Consider the following 17,546-nt stretch of genomic DNA (forward strand, 5'->3'; position numbering starts at 1 on the left):
TCGATGGGCAGGACATGACACGACCCGAGGGAGCGTGGCGGGAGTACGGACCGCTCGAGCTGACCCCGATCCTGGCGGCCGCGCTGGAAGCCTTCTACGAGCAGGGCTTCCACGGCACCCCGGTGCGGGACATCGCGCGACGCGTGGGCCAGACGGTGCCCGCGCTGTACTACCACCACGAGAACAAGGAGGGCGTGTTCACCGCGCTGGTCGAGGAGGCCACGAGCGACCTCGACTGGCGGGTGCGGCAGGCCGCCGAGGAGGCCGGTGACCGGCCGGACCGGCGGCTGGTCAACGTCGTCGAGGCGATCGTGCTGCACATGGCCCACCGGACCCGGCTCGCCGCGCTGGACTTCGAGCTGCGGCACCTGTCCCCGGCCAACCGCAAGCGGTACGCGGCGCGGCGCAAGGAGATCGAGGTCCTGGTCACCCGGATCGTCTCCGACGGCGTGGCCGAGGGGCTGTTCGTCGCCACGCGGCCGGCCGAGACCGCGCGGGCGCTGCTGGGCATGCTCCAGTCGATCGGCCGCTGGTACCACCCCGACGGCGGCCCGCTGTCGCCGGACGAACTGGCCGAGCGCTACGTCGACATCGCGCTGATGACCGTCGGGGCCCGCAAGCGGCCGGCGGCGCGCCGCACCCGGGCCCGCTCGGCATGATCACCGCGCTCGCCGGCGGCGCCGCGCACGACCCGCTCCTGGACGACGCCGGCCAGGTCCGGCGCCCGCTCGTCGTGGTCGATCTCGACGAGCCGGTGCCCGCCGACGTCGTCGAAGCCGCCGCGCGGGCGGCGCGCTCGTGCGAGCGCATCCTGGTCGGCGTGGCCACCCACCCGGTCGACGACGAGCGCTGGGCCCTGGCCGACGCCCTCGACCTGACCTTCGCCGCCGATGGCTGCGGCAGTGGTCCCCAGTTCGCGGCGAGCGACGACCCGGCGGGCGACGCGGACGTGGTGTGCCGGGCGGCCGAGGCGAACCCGCAGGCCGCGCTGGTCCTGGTCCAGGTGCTGCGGGCGAGCGGGCGCCTGGACGTGGCCGCGGCGCTGGACGTCGAGTCGTTCGCCTACTCGACCCTGCTCGGCGGGCCGGAGTTCGTGCGGTGGCTCCGCGGCCGCGGGGACCGCCCGCTGCCACCGCCCGCCGCCGAACCGCCGGTGCTGCTGACTCGCGACGGCGAGGTCCTGCGCGTGACGCTCAACCGGCCGCGGCGGCGCAACGCCTACGGCCGCGAGATGCGCGACGCGCTCGTCGGTGCCCTGCGGGCCGCGGCGGCGGAGGAGTGCCGGGTCGTGCTCGACGGCGCGGGCCCGGTGTTCTGCTCCGGCGGCGATCTCGACGAGTTCGGCACGGCCCCGGACCTGGTCACCGCGCACTTCGTCCGCACCAGGGCCGGAGCCGCGCGGGCGCTGCACGCGATCGCCGGGCGGGCGGAGGTGCGCGTGCACGGGGCGTGCGTGGGAGCCGGGCTCGAACTGGCGGCGTTCGCGGGCCGGGTGGTGGCCCGGCCGGGCACCGTGTTCCGGTTGCCGGAGGTCGCGATGGGCCTGATCCCGGGCGCGGGCGGAACGGTGAGCGTGCCGCGCCGGATCGGCCGGTGGCGGACGCTGTGGCCGGCGCTGTCCGGACGGCCGCTGAGCGCGGACACCGCGCTGGACTGGGGCTTGATCGACGCCATTGCGGACGGTTCCTGACCGCTTCCCGGCCTGGCGTCCGGGTCAGGAGCGAGCGCGTCCACGGCGCCGACGATCCGGTCGGTCTGCTCGCCGTCGAACCGTTCACCACGCTGAGCGCTGCGCACCGCCGCGAGCCGGACGGCCGGGTGTCCCGGCTGGGGGAGATCCTCGGCCTCGCGCCGCGGCCGACCGTCGGCCCGGTCACCGTGGGCGCGCACGCCTGACCTCAGCGGCGCGGGTCGACGTGGATCTTCGGCGCGCCGCCGCCCGGCCGGTCACCGGCGAGCACCGCGGCCACCGCGTCCAGGCCCACCGTCGCGGCGACCAGCGGCACCGGATCGACCGCGCCGGTGGCGTACTGCTCGATCGTCCCGGCCAGACCGGGGGAGGCCGACAGCACGCCGACCGCGGTGACGTCCTTCAGCGCCAGGCGACGCGTGTCGAGCAGGCTCGGGCGCCCGGCCAGGCCGATGCAGACGACCCGCCCGCCCGGCTCGACCAGCTCCACCGCCCGGGCCGGCGACTCCGCCGCCCCGGAGGCGTCGATCACCGCGTCGAACGGCAGCGCCGACACCTCGCCGGCCGCCCAGGCATTGCCGAACCCGAGGGAGCGGGCGAACCCCAGCGACGCGGCGGTGGCGCCGAGCAGGTGCACCTCCGCGCCCGCCGCGCGGGCGAACATCGCGCACAGCAGGCCGATCGTGCCGGGCCCGAGGACCAGCACGCGGTCGCCCGGGCGCGGGTCCGCGCCGCGCACCGCCCGCAGCGCGTTGCCGCCCGGCTCGACCATCGCGCCCGCGGCCGCGCCGACCGTGTCCGGCAACGCGTGCAGCGCGGTCACCGGCACGGCCAGCCGCTCGGCCAGCGCCCCCGGCCGCCCGCCGCGGATGCCGATCTCGGTGCGGGTTTCGCACAGGTGCTGGCGTCCGCTCCGGCACCGGCGGCAGGCGCGGCAGCCGAGCATCGTGTCCCCGGTGACCCGCCGTCCCACCCAGCCCGGGTCGGTGCCCTCGCCGGTCTCCACGACGGTCCCGCACCACTCGTGCCCCAGCCGCACCGGGTAGCGGGCGTGCCCGTCGTGCAGGTACGGCATGCTGCCGTCGAAGAACTCCGCGTCCGTGCCGCAGATCCCGGCCCGCTCCACGGCGACGACCACCTCGCCCGCCGCCGCGACCGGCGGCTCGACCTCGGTCACGCCGCCCTCGCCGGGAGCGGTCACCACGAACGCCCGCACGCACCCAGCGTAGCCGGAAAGATCCACTGTGGACGGCAATGGCACAAAGTCCTCATTTTGAGGACTTCCGCCTTGCCCCGGACGGCCCCTCGCGGCGCATACTGGTGGAGCACGTGCGGGTGCTCGGGGCACCGCACGGCGGGGAAAGCGGGTTCCGTCGGGGGATGGCGCCCGCGGGAGGTCGATGCCCGGCCGGTCGGGGCCAGAAGGGCAGGCGGTCTCCGACGGCGGGCCGGCTTGGGGAAGCCGGCCCGCCGTTCTGCTGTGCGCCGGTGTCCCACGGCGCCGCGTCCACATCGCGGAACGGCTTTGGTGCCGCCGCGGGCCGTCCAGTACTGTGTTCGCCAGGCCGAGAGGCGCTGCAACGGACCCTGGTCCGCCACGCTCGGCCCCCGGAAACCGCAACAAGGGCGCCTCCCGACAGTGGGGAGGGCGCCGGTGGACACGACGAAGGCTCTGCGGGAGATCCTGAGCGACCGGGTGGCCGTCCTCGACGGCGCCTGGGGCACCATGCTGCAGGGCGCGGGGCTCACCCCGGCCGACTACCGCGGCGACGTGATCGGCGACCACCCGCAGGACGTGACGGGCGACCCCGACCTGCTCAACCTCACGCGGCCGGACCTGATCCTCGACGTGCACCGGCGCTACCTCGCCGCGGGCGCCGACATCACCACGACCAACACGTTCACCGCGACCAGCATCGGCCAGGCCGACTACGGCCTGCAGCACCTGGTGCGCGAGATGAACGTGCGCGGCGCCCAGCTGGCGCGCCAGGCCGCCGACGAGGCCGACGGCAAGTTCGTGGCCGGGTCGATCGGGCCGCTCAACGTCACCCTGTCCCTGTCGCCGAAGGTCGACGAGCCCGCCTACCGCGCGGTCACCTTCGACCAGGTCCGCGACGCCTACGCGGAGCAGATCGCCGCGCTCGCCGAGGGCGGCGTGGACCTGCTGCTCATCGAAACGATCTTCGACACCCTCAACGCGAAGGCCGCCATCGCGGCGGCCCGCGACGTGGCCCCGCACCTGCCGCTGTGGATCTCGGTGACGATCGTCGACCTGTCCGGGCGCACCCTGTCCGGCCAGACCGTCGAGGCGTTCTGGAGCGCGATCGAGCACGCCCGCCCGCTGGTCGTCGGCGTGAACTGCTCGCTGGGCGCCGAGGAGATGCGCCCGCACGTCGAGCAGCTGTCGCGGCTGGCCGGCACCTACGTGGCCTGCCACCCCAACGCCGGGCTGCCCAACGCGTTTGGCGGCTACGACCAGACGCCTGCGGAGACCGCCCGCATGCTCGGCGAGTTCGCCGGCAGCGGCATGGTCAACATCGTCGGCGGCTGCTGCGGCACCGGCCCGGAGCACATCGCCGAGATCGCGCGGGCGGTCTCCGGCGCGGCCCCGCGCGAGGTCCCGCCGCCGCGCACGCACACCCGGTTCAGCGGGCTGGAGCCGTTCGAGATCGGCGCCGACACCGGGTTCGTGATGATCGGCGAGCGCACCAACGTCACCGGCTCGGCGAAGTTCCGGCGGCTGATCGAGTCCGGCGACTACCAGGCCGCCGTCGACGTCGCACTGGACCAGGTCCGCGGCGGCGCCAACCTGCTCGACGTCAACATGGACGCCGACCTGCTCGACTCCGAGCACGCGATGACCACGTTCCTCAACCTGATCGCCACCGAGCCCGAGGTGGCCCGGATCCCGATCATGATCGACAGCTCGCGGTGGAGCGTGCTGGAGGCCGGGCTCAAGTGCGTGCAGGGCAAGGGTGTGGTCAACTCGATCAGCCTCAAGGAGGGCGAGGAGCAGTTCCTGAGCCAGGCCCGCCGCATCCGCGACTACGGCGCCGGTGTCGTCGTGATGGCCTTCGACGAGAAGGGCCAGGCCGACACCCGCGATCGCAAGGTGGAGATCTGCGGCCGCGCCTACGACCTGCTCACGAGTGAGGCCGGCTTCCCGCCCGAGGACATCGTCTTCGACCCCAACGTGCTCGCCGTCGCTACCGGCATCGCCGAGCACAACGGTTACGCCAAGGCGTTCATCGAGGCGCTGCCGCTGATCAAGCAGCGCTGCCCCGGCGCGCGTACCAGCGGCGGCATCTCGAACCTGTCGTTCTCCTTCCGCGGCAACGACGTCGTGCGCGAGGCGATGCACTCGGCGTTCCTGTTCCACGCGGTGCGCGCGGGGCTGGACATGGGCATCGTCAACGCCGGCCAGCTCGCCGTGTACGAGGACATCCCCGCTGACCTGCTCGAACTGGTCGAGGACGTGCTGTTCGACCGCCGCGAGGACGCCACCGACCGGCTGGTCGAGTTCGCCGAGACCGTCCGCGGCGAGGGCCGCAAGCGCGTCGTGGACCTGTCCTGGCGCGAGGCGCCGGTGGCGGAGCGGCTGCGGCACGCGCTGGTGCACGGCATCGTCGACTACATCGAGGCGGACACCGAAGAGGCCCGGCAGAACTTCGCGCGGCCGCTGGAGGTCATCGAGGGCCCGCTGATGGACGGCATGAAGACCGTCGGCGACCTGTTCGGCTCGGGCAAGATGTTCCTGCCGCAGGTGGTCAAGAGCGCGCGCGTGATGAAGCGGTCGGTCGCCTACCTCGAGCCGTTCATGGAGGCGGAGAAGGAACAGGCGCGGCTGGCCGGGCGCGTGGAGACCGAGCGCGGCAACGGCAAGATCGTGCTGGCGACCGTGAAGGGCGACGTGCACGACATCGGCAAGAACATCGTCGGCGTCGTGCTGGGCTGCAACAACTACGAGGTGATCGACCTCGGCGTGATGGTGCCCGCGGCGAAGATCCTGGACACCGCGGTCGCCGAGAACGCCGACGCGATCGGCCTGTCCGGGCTGATCACCCCGTCGCTGGACGAGATGGTGTCGGTGGCGGCGGAGATGCAGCGGCGCGGGCTGAAGATCCCGCTGCTGATCGGGGGCGCGACCACGTCCCGGCAGCACACGGCGGTGCGGATCGCCCCGGCCTACGACCACACGACGGTGCACGTGCTGGACGCGTCGCGGGTCGTCGGGGTGGTGTCGGACCTGCTCGACGCGGAGCGCGGCGCGGCGCTGGACTCGGCGAACCGCGCGGAGCAGGAGCGGCTGCGGGAGCAGCACGCGCGCAAGCAGCGCCGCCCGATGCTCACGCTGGAGCAGGCCCGGGCCAACCCGGAGCGGGTGTCGTTCGACGACCTGCCGGTGCCGTCGTTCACCGGGGTGCGGGTGGTTTCGCCCGGCCTGCCGGCGCTGCGGGAGATGATCGACTGGCAGTTCCTGTTCCTGGCCTGGGAGCTGAAGGGCAAGTACCCGGCGATCCTGGACCAGCCGGTGGCGCGGGAGCTGTTCGACGACGCCAACGCGCTGCTGGACGAGATCGTCGCGGACGGTTCGCTGCGGGCGCGGGGCGCCTACGGGTTCTGGCCGGCGCACCGCGAGGGCGACGACATCGTGCTGGAGGGCGGTGTGCGGTTCCCGATGCTGCGCCAGCAGACGTCCAAACCGGACGGTCGCGCGAACCGGTGCCTGGCCGACTACGTGGCCCCGGCGGGCGATCACCTCGGCGGGTTCGCGGTGGCGGTGCACGGGGCCGAGGAGCTGGCGCGCCATTACGAGTCCCGGAACGACGACTACCGGGCGATCATGGTGAAGGCGCTGGCCGACCGCTTGGCCGAGGCGTTCGCCGAGTACATCCACCTGGAAGCGCGGCGGGAGTGGTTCGAGCCGGACGCGTCGCCGTTGCTGGAGGACCTGCACGCCGAGCGGTTCCGCGGGATCCGCCCGGCGCTCGGCTACCCGGCGAGCCCGGACCACAGCCAGAAGCGGGAGCTGTTCGAGCTGCTGCGGGCGTCGGACCTGGGCCTCGGCCTGACGGAGTCGTTCGCGATGACCCCGGCGGCCAGTGTGAGCGGGCTGATCTTCGCCCACCCGGAGTCCCGGTACTTCACGGTGGGCCGCCTGGGTCTCGACCAGGTCACCGACTACGCCCGGCGCCGCGGCCTGCCCCAGGCGGAAATCGAGAAGTGGCTGCGCCCCAACCTGGACTACGATCCCGCGGAGTGATGATCTCCGAGGAGCTCCGCGACACCGACGTGGTCGCGGAGCTCCAGTTGTGGTTTCCCGCGCGCGATCTCGCCACCGCGGTGGAGGCGTGCCAGGGACTGATCGCCGGGCTGGGGGCGTGGCGGTTCTCCATCGGGCCGGGCAACACCGACCCGCCGGGTCCGTACGACGCCCGGCTGGTGATCCGGTCACGTTCGCGCGAAGGCGAGAGCGCGATCCAGGCGATCCGGCGGGTGGCGCTCGGGCACCTGGAGGTGATCGGGCTGGACCCGGCGCTGCTGGAGATCGTCGAGCTGCGCGGGCGCCCCTTCGGGCGGGTCTTCCGCGCGGAGCTGCCGGACGGCACCGTTGTGACGATGATCGTCGAGCGGGGCCGGGATCCGTTCGGCACCGAGCCGGAGGAGATCGAGATCGAGGAGCTCGAACCGCTCGGCCCCGAGGGCGGGTTCGACGAGGACGAGATCCGCGAGCTGATGGACCTGGTGCACGCGGCCACCAGCACGCGGATCGTGATCGTCGCCGAGATTTCGGGCGCGGACGGGATCGACGCGCGGGAGATGGTGCGCGAGCTCGCCGGCGACCTCCGGCGGCAGACGTTCCCCTCGGAGGAGGACATCGAGGTCAGCGAGCCGCGGCGGCGGCCCAGCGGCACGATCGAGGTCGCCGCGCTCGTGGGTGGCACCGAGCGGGAGGCGTTCGAGGCGGTGGAGGCCGCGGCCCGGGCACTGCGGACCTTCACCTGGCTCGAGCCCGCTCCGGTCGACGATCCGCGTCGCGAGGACTACTTCGCCGTCGAGGCGGTTCCGCAGGAGCAGTTCGTCCGGCTGGAGGTTCACGCGGCGACCGGACTCGGCGTGTTCGGCTGAGGGGTTTGGTCACCCGGTCAGGTGGTAGCCCCGCCCCAGGCGGACTACTCACTCAACGGGGCGTGAGATGCATCTGGAATACGAGCACGCGGCGGCCTCCGGGCTGCGCCGGTACGTCAGCGCGGTCGCCGAGGAACTGGGCTGCAGCGGCGAGGCCTACTACGCCCACCTGGACCCGCCGCCGGCCTACGCCTACCTCGCGCTGGACGACCGGCTGCCGGACCACCCCGGCCAGGACACGGCCCTGGTGTGGAACGAGCACGACGGCTGGGCGGTGGCGATCGAGACCACGGCCGGGCACGAGCTGAGCGTGGTGCGCTACCTGGGCGCCGAGCTGCTGCCGCCGCCGCCCGAGGTCGCCCGGTTCGTGGACGAGGTCTTCGCCGGACGCGCCCCCGACGCGGCGCCCGCGGGCACCACCGACGGCGCCAAGGTCCGCCAGCACCTGGCGACCTACGCGATCCCGTACCAGGAGAGGCCCACCGAGAGGCCCGGGCGGCCGGTGGAGCAGGCTCGCCGCCGGCCGGCGCGCTGACGGCCGGCTCCCGCAGGGGAGATTGGTGGCCTGGGCGGCAGGTTCGCCGCTGGCTGGCGCGCTGATGGCCGGTTCCCGCTGGGGAGATTGGTGGCCTGGGTGGCAGGTTCGCCGCGGGCCGGCGCGCTGACGGCCGGCTCCCGTTCGGGAGACCGCCGCGAGTTGTCGCAGGTGAGGGCTGCTGCTGCGGTCTGCCTACGCGGCCCTGACCGGGTGCCGGTGAGATCGCCCCTGGCGGCGCTCGTGCCACTGACCGCCTCGGCGCTGTCGCGCCGGGCGCCGTTGCGCCCGCCCCGGCCGCGCCCCGCGGTCGCCACCGCCGCCAGCACTGTCCGGCTCCGCGTGATCACCGGTGGCCACGGGAACCGTTGCGGCACTGGGCGATTTCGGGCAAACTGCCGCAATCGCACCACCTGGGGAGGAATCGTGGTTGCGCGCACCGGGGTCGTCGTCGTGGGGGCCGGGCCCGCCGGGCTCGCCCTCGCCAACGTGTTGCGGGACCGGGGAATCGGCTGCGTGCTGCTGGAGGAGCAGACCCGCGCGTTCATCGAGGCCCGCCCGCGCGCCGGGTTCATCGAGGAGTGGGCGGTCCGCGCGCTCGACGACCGCGGCCTGGCCGGCAACCTCCTGTCCACCGCCCCCAGCCAGGGCCGCTTCGAGTTCCGGTTCGAAAACCGCCGCCACCCCTTCTCCTACGAGCGGTGGGCCGGGCAGCGGCACTTCGTCTACCCGCAGCAGCTCCTCGTCACCGACCTCGTCGCCCAGTACGCCGACAACGGTGGCGCTCTCGAGTTCGGGGTCCGGGACGTCGCCCTGCACGACGTCGACTCGTCGACCCCGTCGGTCACCTTCACCGACGCCGGCGGCACCGCCCGCCGCCTCGGCTGCGACTTCATCGCGGGCTGCGACGGCGCCCAGGGCGTCACGCGGCGTCACCTCGACGGTCACCTGCTGACCCACGACTACGGCATCGGCTGGCTGGCGCTGCTCGCCGAGGCGCCGCCCAGCGCCGACGGCGTCCTGTTCGGCATCCACCCGCGCGGGTTCGCCGCGCACATGGCGCGCACCGCCACCGTCACCCGCTTCTACCTGCAGTGCCCGCCCGGCGACTCGGCGGACAACTGGCCGCACGAGCGCGTCTGGTCCGAGCTGCACCAGCGGCTGGGGGTGCCGGACGGGCCGCTGACCGAGGGCGAGCTGATCGAAAAGCGCGTCCTCGACATGCACAACTACGTCATCGAGCGGATGTCCCGCGGCAGGCTGTTCCTGGCCGGCGAGTCGGCGCACCTGGTCGCGCCGATCGCGGCGAAGGGCCTCAACCTCGCCCTGCACGACGCCTTCCACCTGGCCGAGGCGATCGCCGCCCACTACGGCGGCGACGACGGCCCGCTGGAGCGCTACTCGGACACCTGCCTGGCCCGGGTGTGGCAGTACCAGGAGTTCTCGCAGTGGCTGTCGGACGTCTTCCACAGCTCGACGCTCGACCCGCCCGCCGACCCGTTCCGCGCCCGGCTGGGCCAGGCCCGCCTGCGGCGTCTGCTCGGGTCGCCGGCCGCGGCGGCCTCGTTCGCCGAGATCTACATCGGCAAGGCCGCGGATTTCTGATCATCGCTGTACGTGATCCAGCCGGCGTGGCAGGCTGCGCCGTAACGAAACTCGCGACTGCGGAGTCTCCCCGGGCAGAGGCGCCCGGGGTGACGAGGAGGACCATGGCGGGGGACACGGACGTCGACGCCGACCTGATCGAGGCGGTCCGCGCGGGCGACCTGCTCGCCTACGACCGCCTCTTCCGGCGGCACCTGCCGGCCGCGCGGCGGGTGGCGTCGATGATGTGGCGGGACCGGTCCGAGGTCGACGACCTGGTGGCCGAATCCTTCCTGCGGGTGCTCGTGGCGATCCGCGACGGCGCCGGCCCGGCCGAGCGGTTCCGGCCCTACCTGCTGGTGACGCTGCGGAACCTGGCGATGGACTGGGGCCGCCGCCGCGAGCGGTGCGACCCGTGGACCGCCACCCGTGACGAGGGCGCGCCCGGCGTCGAGGAGATCGTGATCGACCGGCTGACCGGCGAGGTCGCGCGGTCGGCGTTCGAGACGCTGCCCCCGCGGTGGCGGTACGTGCTCTGGCACACCGAGATGCTGGGCACCCGGCCCGCGACGCTGGCCGGTGAGCTGGGCATGACCGCCAACGGGGTGGCCGCGCTGGCGGTGCGGGCCCGTGAGGGGTTGCGGCAGGCGTTCCTGCAGGCCCACGTGCCCGCGGCGGGTGTCGAGGACTGCCGCACGGTGCGGCGGCGGCTGGGTGCGTGGACGCGCGGCAAGGTGACCGCGCGGCAGGGCCGGGCGGTGTCGGCGCACCTGGCGGACTGCCCGAAATGCCACCGGGTGGCCGACGTGCTGGAAACCGTCAACGGCGGGTTGCCCGTGCTGGCGCTGGTGCCGCTGTTCGGGCGGCTGCTGGGCGGCGGGGCGCCGACGGCGTCGGTGGCCGCCGGGGGCGGGGTGATCTCGAAGATGGCCGCGGCGGTGACGCTGGCCGCGGTCGCGGTCGCCGGGCCCGCGGTCGTTCCCGATCGGTCCGCTCCGCCGCAGGTCCTGGCGGCGCCGGCCGCGTCGCGCCCCGCCGAGCCGGTCCCGGACGGCGCCACGCCGGAAGCCCGGGAGGAGAACCGCACCGGCCCGGCACGGGACACGGCCGCGAGGGGCAGCACCGCGCCGGACAAGGGGGCGGCGAAGGGCAACAGCGGGGAGAAACGCACCGGCGCGGTGAAGGACGACGGCGCAGTGAAGGGCAACGGCGCGGCGCGGGACAACGGCGTGGCGAAGGGCAACAGTGCCGCGCAGGGCAACAGCGCGGCGAGGGGCAACAGTGCCGCGAAGAGCGCACCGGGCCGGGCCAAGGCCACCGCCCCCAAGTCACCGAAAGCCCGCAAGTCCCCCGAGCCCAAGCCGCCTCCCGAGAAGGCGCAGGGCCCGTCACCGAAGTGACAGCGCGCGTCCCTCGGCGGCGGATGGGCGGGGGCCCGGGCCGAGGGCCAGCCGCTGTCTCCGGGCATCCGGGATGGGCGCAGAGCGCGCTGCCGGCCGGCATCCCCGGGCATCCGGGGCGGCCCAGGCCGGAAAGCCAGCCGCTGTCGCCGGGCATCCCAGAGCGGGCACCGGGCCGGGAGCCCGCCGCCGGCCGCTGTCTCCCGGCAGGACCGACCCGGCAGGTTGGCTGGTGGTCAGCTGAGCCGGCCGGCCATGCCGGCAGGACCGGCCCGGCATTGACCAGGCGGCTCGGCCAGGGCCCGGAGCCGGCGGTCAGGGCAGCCAGCGCGCCGGGTCGGCCAGGACCGCCGTCAGTTCGCGGTACGCGGCACCCGTCGCGCCGGGGGCGGGGGTGTTCTTCGCCGCGTGGATCGCCGGCGGGGTCCACCGCGCCGACAGCACCCGCTCCCGCAGGTGGCTCTCCAGCTCCGGCCGCAGCAGGTCCGCCACCTGCGCCAGATGCCCGCCGAGCACCACCGTCGGGATGTCCAGCACGTTGATCACTCCGGCCAGCGCCACCCCGAGCGCCCGCGCCGCCGCCGTCACCGCCTCCCGCGCCCGCCCGTCGCCGGAGGCGGCCAGTTCCGCGAGGTGCGCCGGGGTCGACGCGGGCGTCAGACCGGCGGCGGCGAGCAGCGCGTCCCGGCCCGCGTAGGTCTCCAGGCACCCCGTCGACCCGCACCGGCACGCCGGGCCGTCCGGGTCGGCGCACACGTGCCCGATCTCGCCGGCCCACCCGTGCCGCCCCGCCATCACCTCGCCGCCGACGACCGCCGCGCCGCCGATGCCGATCTCGCCCGACAGGTACACGAAATCCGGAAACGGCCCCGGCCGTCCGGGCGCGACCTCGGCGACCGTGCGGGCCGCGAGGCTGGCCTCGTTGCCCACCCGCAGCGGCAGCCCCGCCACCGCGGCCGGGTCCAGCAGCTCGGCCGGGCGCACGTCGGACCAGCCGAGGTTCGGCGCGCGCAGCAGCGTCCCGGTCGCGGCCGCGACGATGCCGGGCAGCGCCAGTCCCGCCCCGACCAGCCGCAACCCCTCGGGCAACCCGCTCAGCACCCGCGCCGACAACGCACCCAGCCGGTCCAGCGTCGCCGCCGGATCGCTTTCCACCAGGTCGGCGTACTCCAGCGACTCGGCGACGACCCGGCCCCGCAGGTCGACCACCCGCACCGCCAGGAACCCGGCGTTGACCTGCAGCCCGGCCGCGGCCAGCCGCGACCCGGGCACCAGGGGAGTGGCCGGACGGCCGCGCCTGCCGCCGCCGTCCGGCTCGATCTCGCCGAGGACCCCGCCCGCGACCAGCTCGTCGGCCAGCCGGGTCGCGGTGGTGCGGGTCATCGAGGTCGCCGCCGCCACGTCCGCCCGCGACAACGGCCGCGCCGACGCGCACACCGTGCGCGCCACCAGCGCCAGGTTGCTCGCCCGGAGGCTGGACTGGCGCGCGCTGGTTCGCTGATCGAGGGCGGTCACGCCGGCGATCCTAACCGGAGCGCCGAATTCGTCCAGCGGATGGACGAATTCACCCGATGAGGTGCTCGAGCGCGAGCTGCTGCAGCTGGACGAACCCGTAGTCGCGCTGGGCGGCCTTCTCCGGGTCGAAGCCGTCGTCGGCGGCCAGGAAGTCCGCCACCGACTCGCCCGCGCCCAGCGTCGGCTCGGACAGCTCGAGGATCCCGGCCCGGTCCCACGCCTCGCGTACCCGCGGGTCCTCGCGGAACGCCTTCGCCTTCTCCGCCAGCATCAGGTAGGTCGCCATGCACGCCCGCGCCGAGTCCCAGATCCCGTCCAGGTACTCGGTGCGCGAGGGCTTGTAGTCGAAGTGCCGCGGGCCGGTGTAGCGGGGCGCGCCCGAGGAGCCGGGGAAGCCGTTCTCCAGCAGGTCGACGGTGAAGAACGCGGAGATCAGGTCGCCGTGGCCGAACACCAGGTCCTGGTCGTACTTCAGGCCGCGCTGGCCGTTGAGGTCGATGTGGAACAGCTTGCCGCTCCACAGCGCCTGGCCCAGCGCGTGCGTGTAGTTGAGGCCGGCCATCTGCTCGTGCCCGGTCTCCGGGTTGAGACCGACGATGTCGCCGTGCTCCAGCTCGGCGATCAGCGCGAGCGCGTGACCGACGGTGGGCAGGAAGATGTCGCCGCGTGGCTCGTTCGGCTTGGGCTCCAGGCCGATCCGCAGGCCGTAGCCCTGCGACTTGATGTAGCCGGCGACGGTGTCCAGGCCCTCCTTGTAGCGCTCGAACGCCGCGTGCAGGTCCTTCGAACCGTCGTACTCGGAGCCCTCGCGGCCGCCCCACATGACGAACGTGCTCGCCCCCATCCCGGCGGCGATGTCGACCGCCTGCAGCACCTTGCGCAGGCCGAAGCGGCGCACGGCGCGGTCGTTGGAGGTCAGCCCGCCGTCCTTGAACACCGGGTGGCTGAAGGTGTTGGTGGTGACCATCTCGATCACCAGGCCGGCCTTGTCCGCGGCGTCCTTGAGGCGGCCGGTGAGGCGCTGCTTGGTGGCCAGGTCGGCGTCGAACGGGAAGACGTCGTTGTCGTGGAAGCTGATGCCCCACGCGCCCAGCTCGGCGAGCTTGTCGGAGTACTCCCACGGGTCCAGCGCCGGGCGGCTCGGGCCGCCGAAGGGGTCCGTGCCGGTCCAGCCCACGGTCCACAGGCCGAACGAGAACTTGTCCTCAGGGGTCGGTTGGCGCACCATCGCAGCTCCTCCGGGTTTTGTTTTCCGGGGTAACTTATTTCCGGGTGCGCACACAGTCAAGGGGCCGGGCGGCGGATGCCGCCCGGCCCCTCGTGGTGTCCGGTGTCAGTCGGCCGACGGCAGCCGCTCACCCGTCTCCGGGTGGAAGGCGTGCACCTCTTCGGCCTCGCCGACCGCGATCTGCACGGTCTCGCCCAGCTGCGGCGGGCGGCGGCCCTCGGCGCGCACCACGAACCGCTCGACGCGGTCGCCGATCTTCACGCCGCCGTGGATGTAGGCGTCGGCGCCCAGCTCCTCGACCAGCTCGACGGTCAGCTTCGCCGCCTGCTCGCCCGCGCCGGCCAGCCGCAGCGACTCCGGCCGCAGGCCCAGCGTCACCGACTCCACGCCGGCCGACCGCGCGGCCGCCAGCGTCGCGCGGGGGAGCGGCACGGTCAGCCCGTCGAGCTGCGCGCCGTCCGGGGTGAGGGCGACGGTCTTGAGGTTCATCGCCGGCGAGCCGATGAACCCGGCCACGAACGCGTTGCGCGGGCGCTCGTAGAGGTTGCGCGGGGTGTCGCACTGCTGGAGCTTGCCGTCCTTGAGCACCGCGACCCGGTGGCCCATCGTCATGGCCTCGACCTGGTCGTGGGTCACGTAGATGGTCGTGGTGCCCAGGCGCTTCTGCAGCGCGGCGATGTTCGCGCGGGTCTCCACGCGCAGCTTGGCGTCCAGGTTGGACAGTGGCTCGTCCATCAGGAACACGGCCGGCTCGCGCACGATGGCGCGGCCCATGGCGACGCGCTGGCGCTGGCCGCCGGAAAGCGCTTTCGGCTTGCGGTCCAGGTACGGGGTCAGGTCGAGCAGGGCGGCGGCCTCGCGCACCCGCTCGGCGATCTTGGCCTTGGACACGCGCTTGAGCTTGAGCGCGAAGCCCATGTTCTCCGCGACCGTCATGTGCGGGTAGAGCGCGTAGGACTGGAACACCATCGCGATGTCGCGGTCCTTCGGCGGCACCGCGGTCACGTCCCTGCCGTCGATGTGGATGGCGCCCTCGTCGACGTCCTCCAAACCGGCGAGCATGCGCAGTGCGGTCGACTTGCCCGAGCCCGACGGCCCCACCAGCACGAGGAACTCGCCGTCGGCGATGTCGAGATCGAGGCTGTCCACGGCCCGGACCGGCGGGTTGCCGGGGTAGAGCCGCGACGCCTGCCGGTAGCTGACCTCAGCCATGGGGACCGCCCTTTCGCGTCACGTCGTTGTCCCCGCCTGTCTATCCGGGCGCCGGGCCCGGTGACCAGAGTTCGTCAATTCACTAAACTGACGAATGTGGAGGCGATGGGTGCGCAGGCGATGCGGCGGCACAACGTCGCCCTGGTCATGGAGCTGATCGCGCGGGACGCGCCGGTGTCGCGGGTCGAGCTGGCGCAGCGGACCGGGCTGACGAAGGCGACGGTGTCCAGCCTGGTCGCGGAGCTGACCGGGGCGGAGCTGGTGCGGGACCTGGGGCCGGAACCGGGCCGGGCGCCGGGGCGTCCGGCGGGGCGGCTGGTGCTGGATCCGTACGGGCCGGTGGCGCTGGGCCTGCAGTTCGCCTCCGGGCACATCGCGGGGGTGATCCTGGACTTGTCCGGGCGGCCGCTCGCGCGGCAGCTGCGGCGGTTCGACGTGGCCGGGGCGGACGCGGCCGACGGGGTGCGCGCGTCGCGGCCGGTGCTGCGGCGGCTGTTCGACGAGGCGACGACGGCCGGGCGGCTGGTGGCGGGGGTCGGGGTCGCGGTCGGGGGGCTGGTCTCGGGCGGGCTGGTGTCGGCGTTGCCGCTGGGGTGGCGCGGGGTCGACGTGCGGGCGCTGGTGGCGGGGGAGTTGCGGGCGCTGGACCTGCACGGGCTGGACGTGGTGGTGGCCGGGGAGGTGGCGTGCGCGGCGCTGGCGGAGTACCAGGCCGGGGCGGCGCGGGACTGGCTGTACCTGGGTGGTGAGGAGGTGATCGGGCTGGCGCCGCTGAACCCGGCGGCGGAGCTGGCCGGCGATCTGGGGCACGTGCCGGTGCGGCGCCGGGGCGAGCCGTGCCCGTGCGGGGGGCGGGGGTGCCTGGAGCTGTACGCGGGCCGCGCCGGAATGGCTTCGGCGGCGGGGGTGGCGGAGGCGGCCGGGGTGGAGGAACCGCTGGTCGCGCGGGTGCGTGCGGGGGACCCGGGGGCGCTGCGGGCGCTGGACCGGGCGGCCGAGGCCCTGGCCGACGCGCTGGTGGGGGTGCGCGCGCTGCTCGCCCCGGAGACGATCGTGCTGGGCGGACGACTGGCAGCCTTCGGCGAGCCGTTCCGGCGGCGCGTGGTGGAGCGGCTGGCGCCGGGGCTGACGCTGCGCCCCGCGAAGCTGGGAGCGGACGCAGCACTACGCGGTGCGGCGGGCAGTGTGATCGCGCGGGTGGTGGCGGATCCGCTGGCCTGGATCGAGGGCTGAGCCACGGCGCGAAGAGCGCTTCGTCACGGCAAGGACGGACCCGGCGCGCGAAGGGACACACGCCACTCCGCGGGGCGCGGCGAACACCCGCGGGGAGCGGCAAACATGCCGCGGGGAGTCGCGAACCCGCCCCGAGTGCGGACACCCCGCGGCGAGCACCCCGCGAGCGGTGAACGCGCCCGAGGCGGGACGTGCCCGCTCTCGCGGGTGCCGAACCGTCCGCCCTACTCCCAGACCACCACGTTCCGCCGCACCGGGGTGGATCCGGAGTTCGACGCGAACAGCTCGGGCTTGCGGGCCCGGATGCGTTCGATGTCGGCGAAGACCTCGCGCAGGTGGGTGCGCATGGTGTCCCTGGCGAGGGGCACGTCGTGGTCCACCACGGCCCTCAGGATCTCCCCGTGCTGGCCCGCGAAGACCTCCGGGGTGTTCGCCTCGTAGAGACCCAGCCGGCGGGCCCGGTCGAGGTGTCCCTTCGCCGACACGACCGTCGGCCAGGCGCGGTCGTGTCCGCTCAGCTCCAGCAGCCCCCGGTGGAACTCCTCGTCCAGCGCGAAGAACTCCTCCAGGTCGATGCCGGGCTCCCGCTGCCGCGCCAGGTTCGCCTCCAGCGCGGCCACCACGGCCGCGTCCGGGCTCTCCGGCAAGTCCTCCAGCGCCGCCAGCTCGACCGCCTCCCGCAGGAACTGCGCGTCCGCCACCCGCTGCATGTCCACCCGCGACACGAACGAACCGACCTGCGGGAACACCTGCACCAGGCCCTCCTCGGCGAGCAGGATCAGGCTCTCCCGCACCGGCGTCCGGCTCACCCCCAGCGCCGCGGCCAGCTCGTTCTCCGACAACGCCGCCCCCGGCGCCAGCTCCAGCGTCAGCACCTTCCGCCGCAGCGTCTCGTACACGACCCGCCGGTTCGTGCGTCCTCGTCCGGTCACCACACCGACACTAGCCGACAAGGCTGCCCGACTAGTTGACGCTCTGCACGACAGATGCTTGTATACAAGTACTGCCACACAGAAGGAG

The 17,546-nt window shown here is 74.1% G+C and carries 13 protein-coding genes and 1 riboswitch; of the genes, 8 read left to right on the forward strand and 5 right to left on the reverse strand.

What is annotated here, in order from left to right; all coding sequences use genetic code 11:
- Nucleotides 1-14 precede the first annotated feature (14 nt).
- Together L1857_RS16840 and L1857_RS35405 are read left to right on the forward strand one after the other, a co-directional pair.
- Entirely contained in the window at nt 15-659 is a 645-nt protein-coding gene (locus L1857_RS16840; protein WP_094007029.1) for a TetR/AcrR family transcriptional regulator, read from the forward strand.
- Nucleotides 656-1,690, forward strand: coding sequence for an enoyl-CoA hydratase/isomerase family protein (locus L1857_RS35405; RefSeq protein ID WP_094007030.1), 1,035 nt, complete (start codon nt 656-658; stop codon nt 1,688-1,690). The genes L1857_RS16840 and L1857_RS35405 overlap by 4 nt, the downstream gene beginning before the upstream one ends.
- A 208-nt stretch (nt 1,691-1,898) precedes the next feature.
- Here L1857_RS35405 and L1857_RS16855 read toward each other — a convergent pair whose 3' ends face one another.
- Nucleotides 1,899-2,906, reverse strand: a complete 1,008-nt coding sequence (locus tag L1857_RS16855) for a zinc-dependent alcohol dehydrogenase (protein ID WP_116110016.1) — start codon at nt 2,904-2,906, stop codon at nt 1,899-1,901.
- 345 nt (nt 2,907-3,251) lie between these two features.
- Nucleotides 3,252-3,329, forward strand: a riboswitch (S-adenosyl-L-homocysteine riboswitch).
- Nucleotides 3,330-3,344: 15 nt separating this feature from the next.
- Here L1857_RS16855 and metH point away from each other — a divergent pair.
- The 5 genes from metH (at nt 3,345) to L1857_RS16880 (ending at nt 11,338) form a co-directional block, all read left to right on the forward strand.
- Nucleotides 3,345-6,953, forward strand: a complete 3,609-nt coding sequence (gene metH, locus L1857_RS16860) for a methionine synthase (protein WP_116110017.1) — start codon at nt 3,345-3,347, stop codon at nt 6,951-6,953.
- On the forward strand, nt 6,950-7,819 hold the full coding sequence (locus L1857_RS16865; RefSeq protein ID WP_162830988.1) for a hypothetical protein: 870 nt from the start codon (nt 6,950-6,952) through the stop codon (nt 7,817-7,819). Before metH ends, L1857_RS16865 begins: the two co-directional genes overlap by 4 nt.
- 67 nt (nt 7,820-7,886) lie before the next feature.
- Entirely contained in the window at nt 7,887-8,354 is a 468-nt protein-coding gene (locus tag L1857_RS16870) for a DUF6292 family protein (protein WP_094007037.1), read from the forward strand.
- Nucleotides 8,355-8,780: 426 nt separating this feature from the next.
- Nucleotides 8,781-9,959 carry a 4-hydroxybenzoate 3-monooxygenase gene (locus L1857_RS16875; RefSeq protein ID WP_116110019.1) on the forward strand — a complete coding sequence of 393 codons (1,179 nt, stop codon included), beginning with the start codon at nt 8,781-8,783 and terminating at the stop codon, nt 9,957-9,959.
- A gap of 104 nt (nt 9,960-10,063) precedes the next feature.
- A complete protein-coding gene (locus tag L1857_RS16880; protein WP_116110020.1) occupies nt 10,064-11,338 on the forward strand; it encodes a sigma-70 family RNA polymerase sigma factor in 1,275 nt (424 codons plus the stop codon).
- A 315-nt stretch (nt 11,339-11,653) separates the two neighbouring features.
- On the opposite strand, the gene L1857_RS16885 is transcribed toward L1857_RS16880, so the two are convergent.
- The 3 genes from L1857_RS16885 to L1857_RS16895 form a co-directional block, all read right to left on the reverse strand.
- Nucleotides 11,654-12,853 (reverse strand): ROK family protein, encoded by a 1,200-nt coding sequence (locus tag L1857_RS16885; protein ID WP_094007042.1) that lies wholly within the window; start codon nt 12,851-12,853, stop codon nt 11,654-11,656.
- Nucleotides 12,854-12,902: 49 nt separating this feature from the next.
- The gene (gene xylA, locus L1857_RS16890; protein ID WP_094007043.1) at nt 12,903-14,081 is read right to left on the reverse strand and encodes a xylose isomerase; all 1,179 of its coding nucleotides are present in this window, start codon (nt 14,079-14,081) and stop codon (nt 12,903-12,905) included.
- A 105-nt stretch (nt 14,082-14,186) separates the two neighbouring features.
- Complete coding sequence (locus tag L1857_RS16895; protein ID WP_094007045.1) at nt 14,187-15,293, reverse strand: ABC transporter ATP-binding protein; 1,107 nt, start codon at nt 15,291-15,293, stop codon at nt 14,187-14,189.
- 105 nt (nt 15,294-15,398) lie between these two features.
- Between L1857_RS16895 and L1857_RS16900 the strand changes: the two genes are divergently transcribed.
- Nucleotides 15,399-16,526 (forward strand): ROK family transcriptional regulator, encoded by a 1,128-nt coding sequence (locus L1857_RS16900; protein WP_249467436.1) that lies wholly within the window; start codon nt 15,399-15,401, stop codon nt 16,524-16,526.
- A gap of 224 nt (nt 16,527-16,750) precedes the next feature.
- Here L1857_RS16900 and L1857_RS16905 read toward each other — a convergent pair whose 3' ends face one another.
- Nucleotides 16,751-17,458: a GntR family transcriptional regulator gene (locus tag L1857_RS16905; RefSeq protein ID WP_233157381.1), complete on the reverse strand. Its 708-nt coding sequence runs from the start codon at nt 17,456-17,458 to the stop codon at nt 16,751-16,753.
- Between the last annotated feature and the right edge of the window lie 88 nt (nt 17,459-17,546).

Source organism: Amycolatopsis thermalba (assembly GCF_023376025.1).
GTDB classification, from domain to species: domain Bacteria; phylum Actinomycetota; class Actinomycetes; order Mycobacteriales; family Pseudonocardiaceae; genus Amycolatopsis_E; species Amycolatopsis_E thermalba.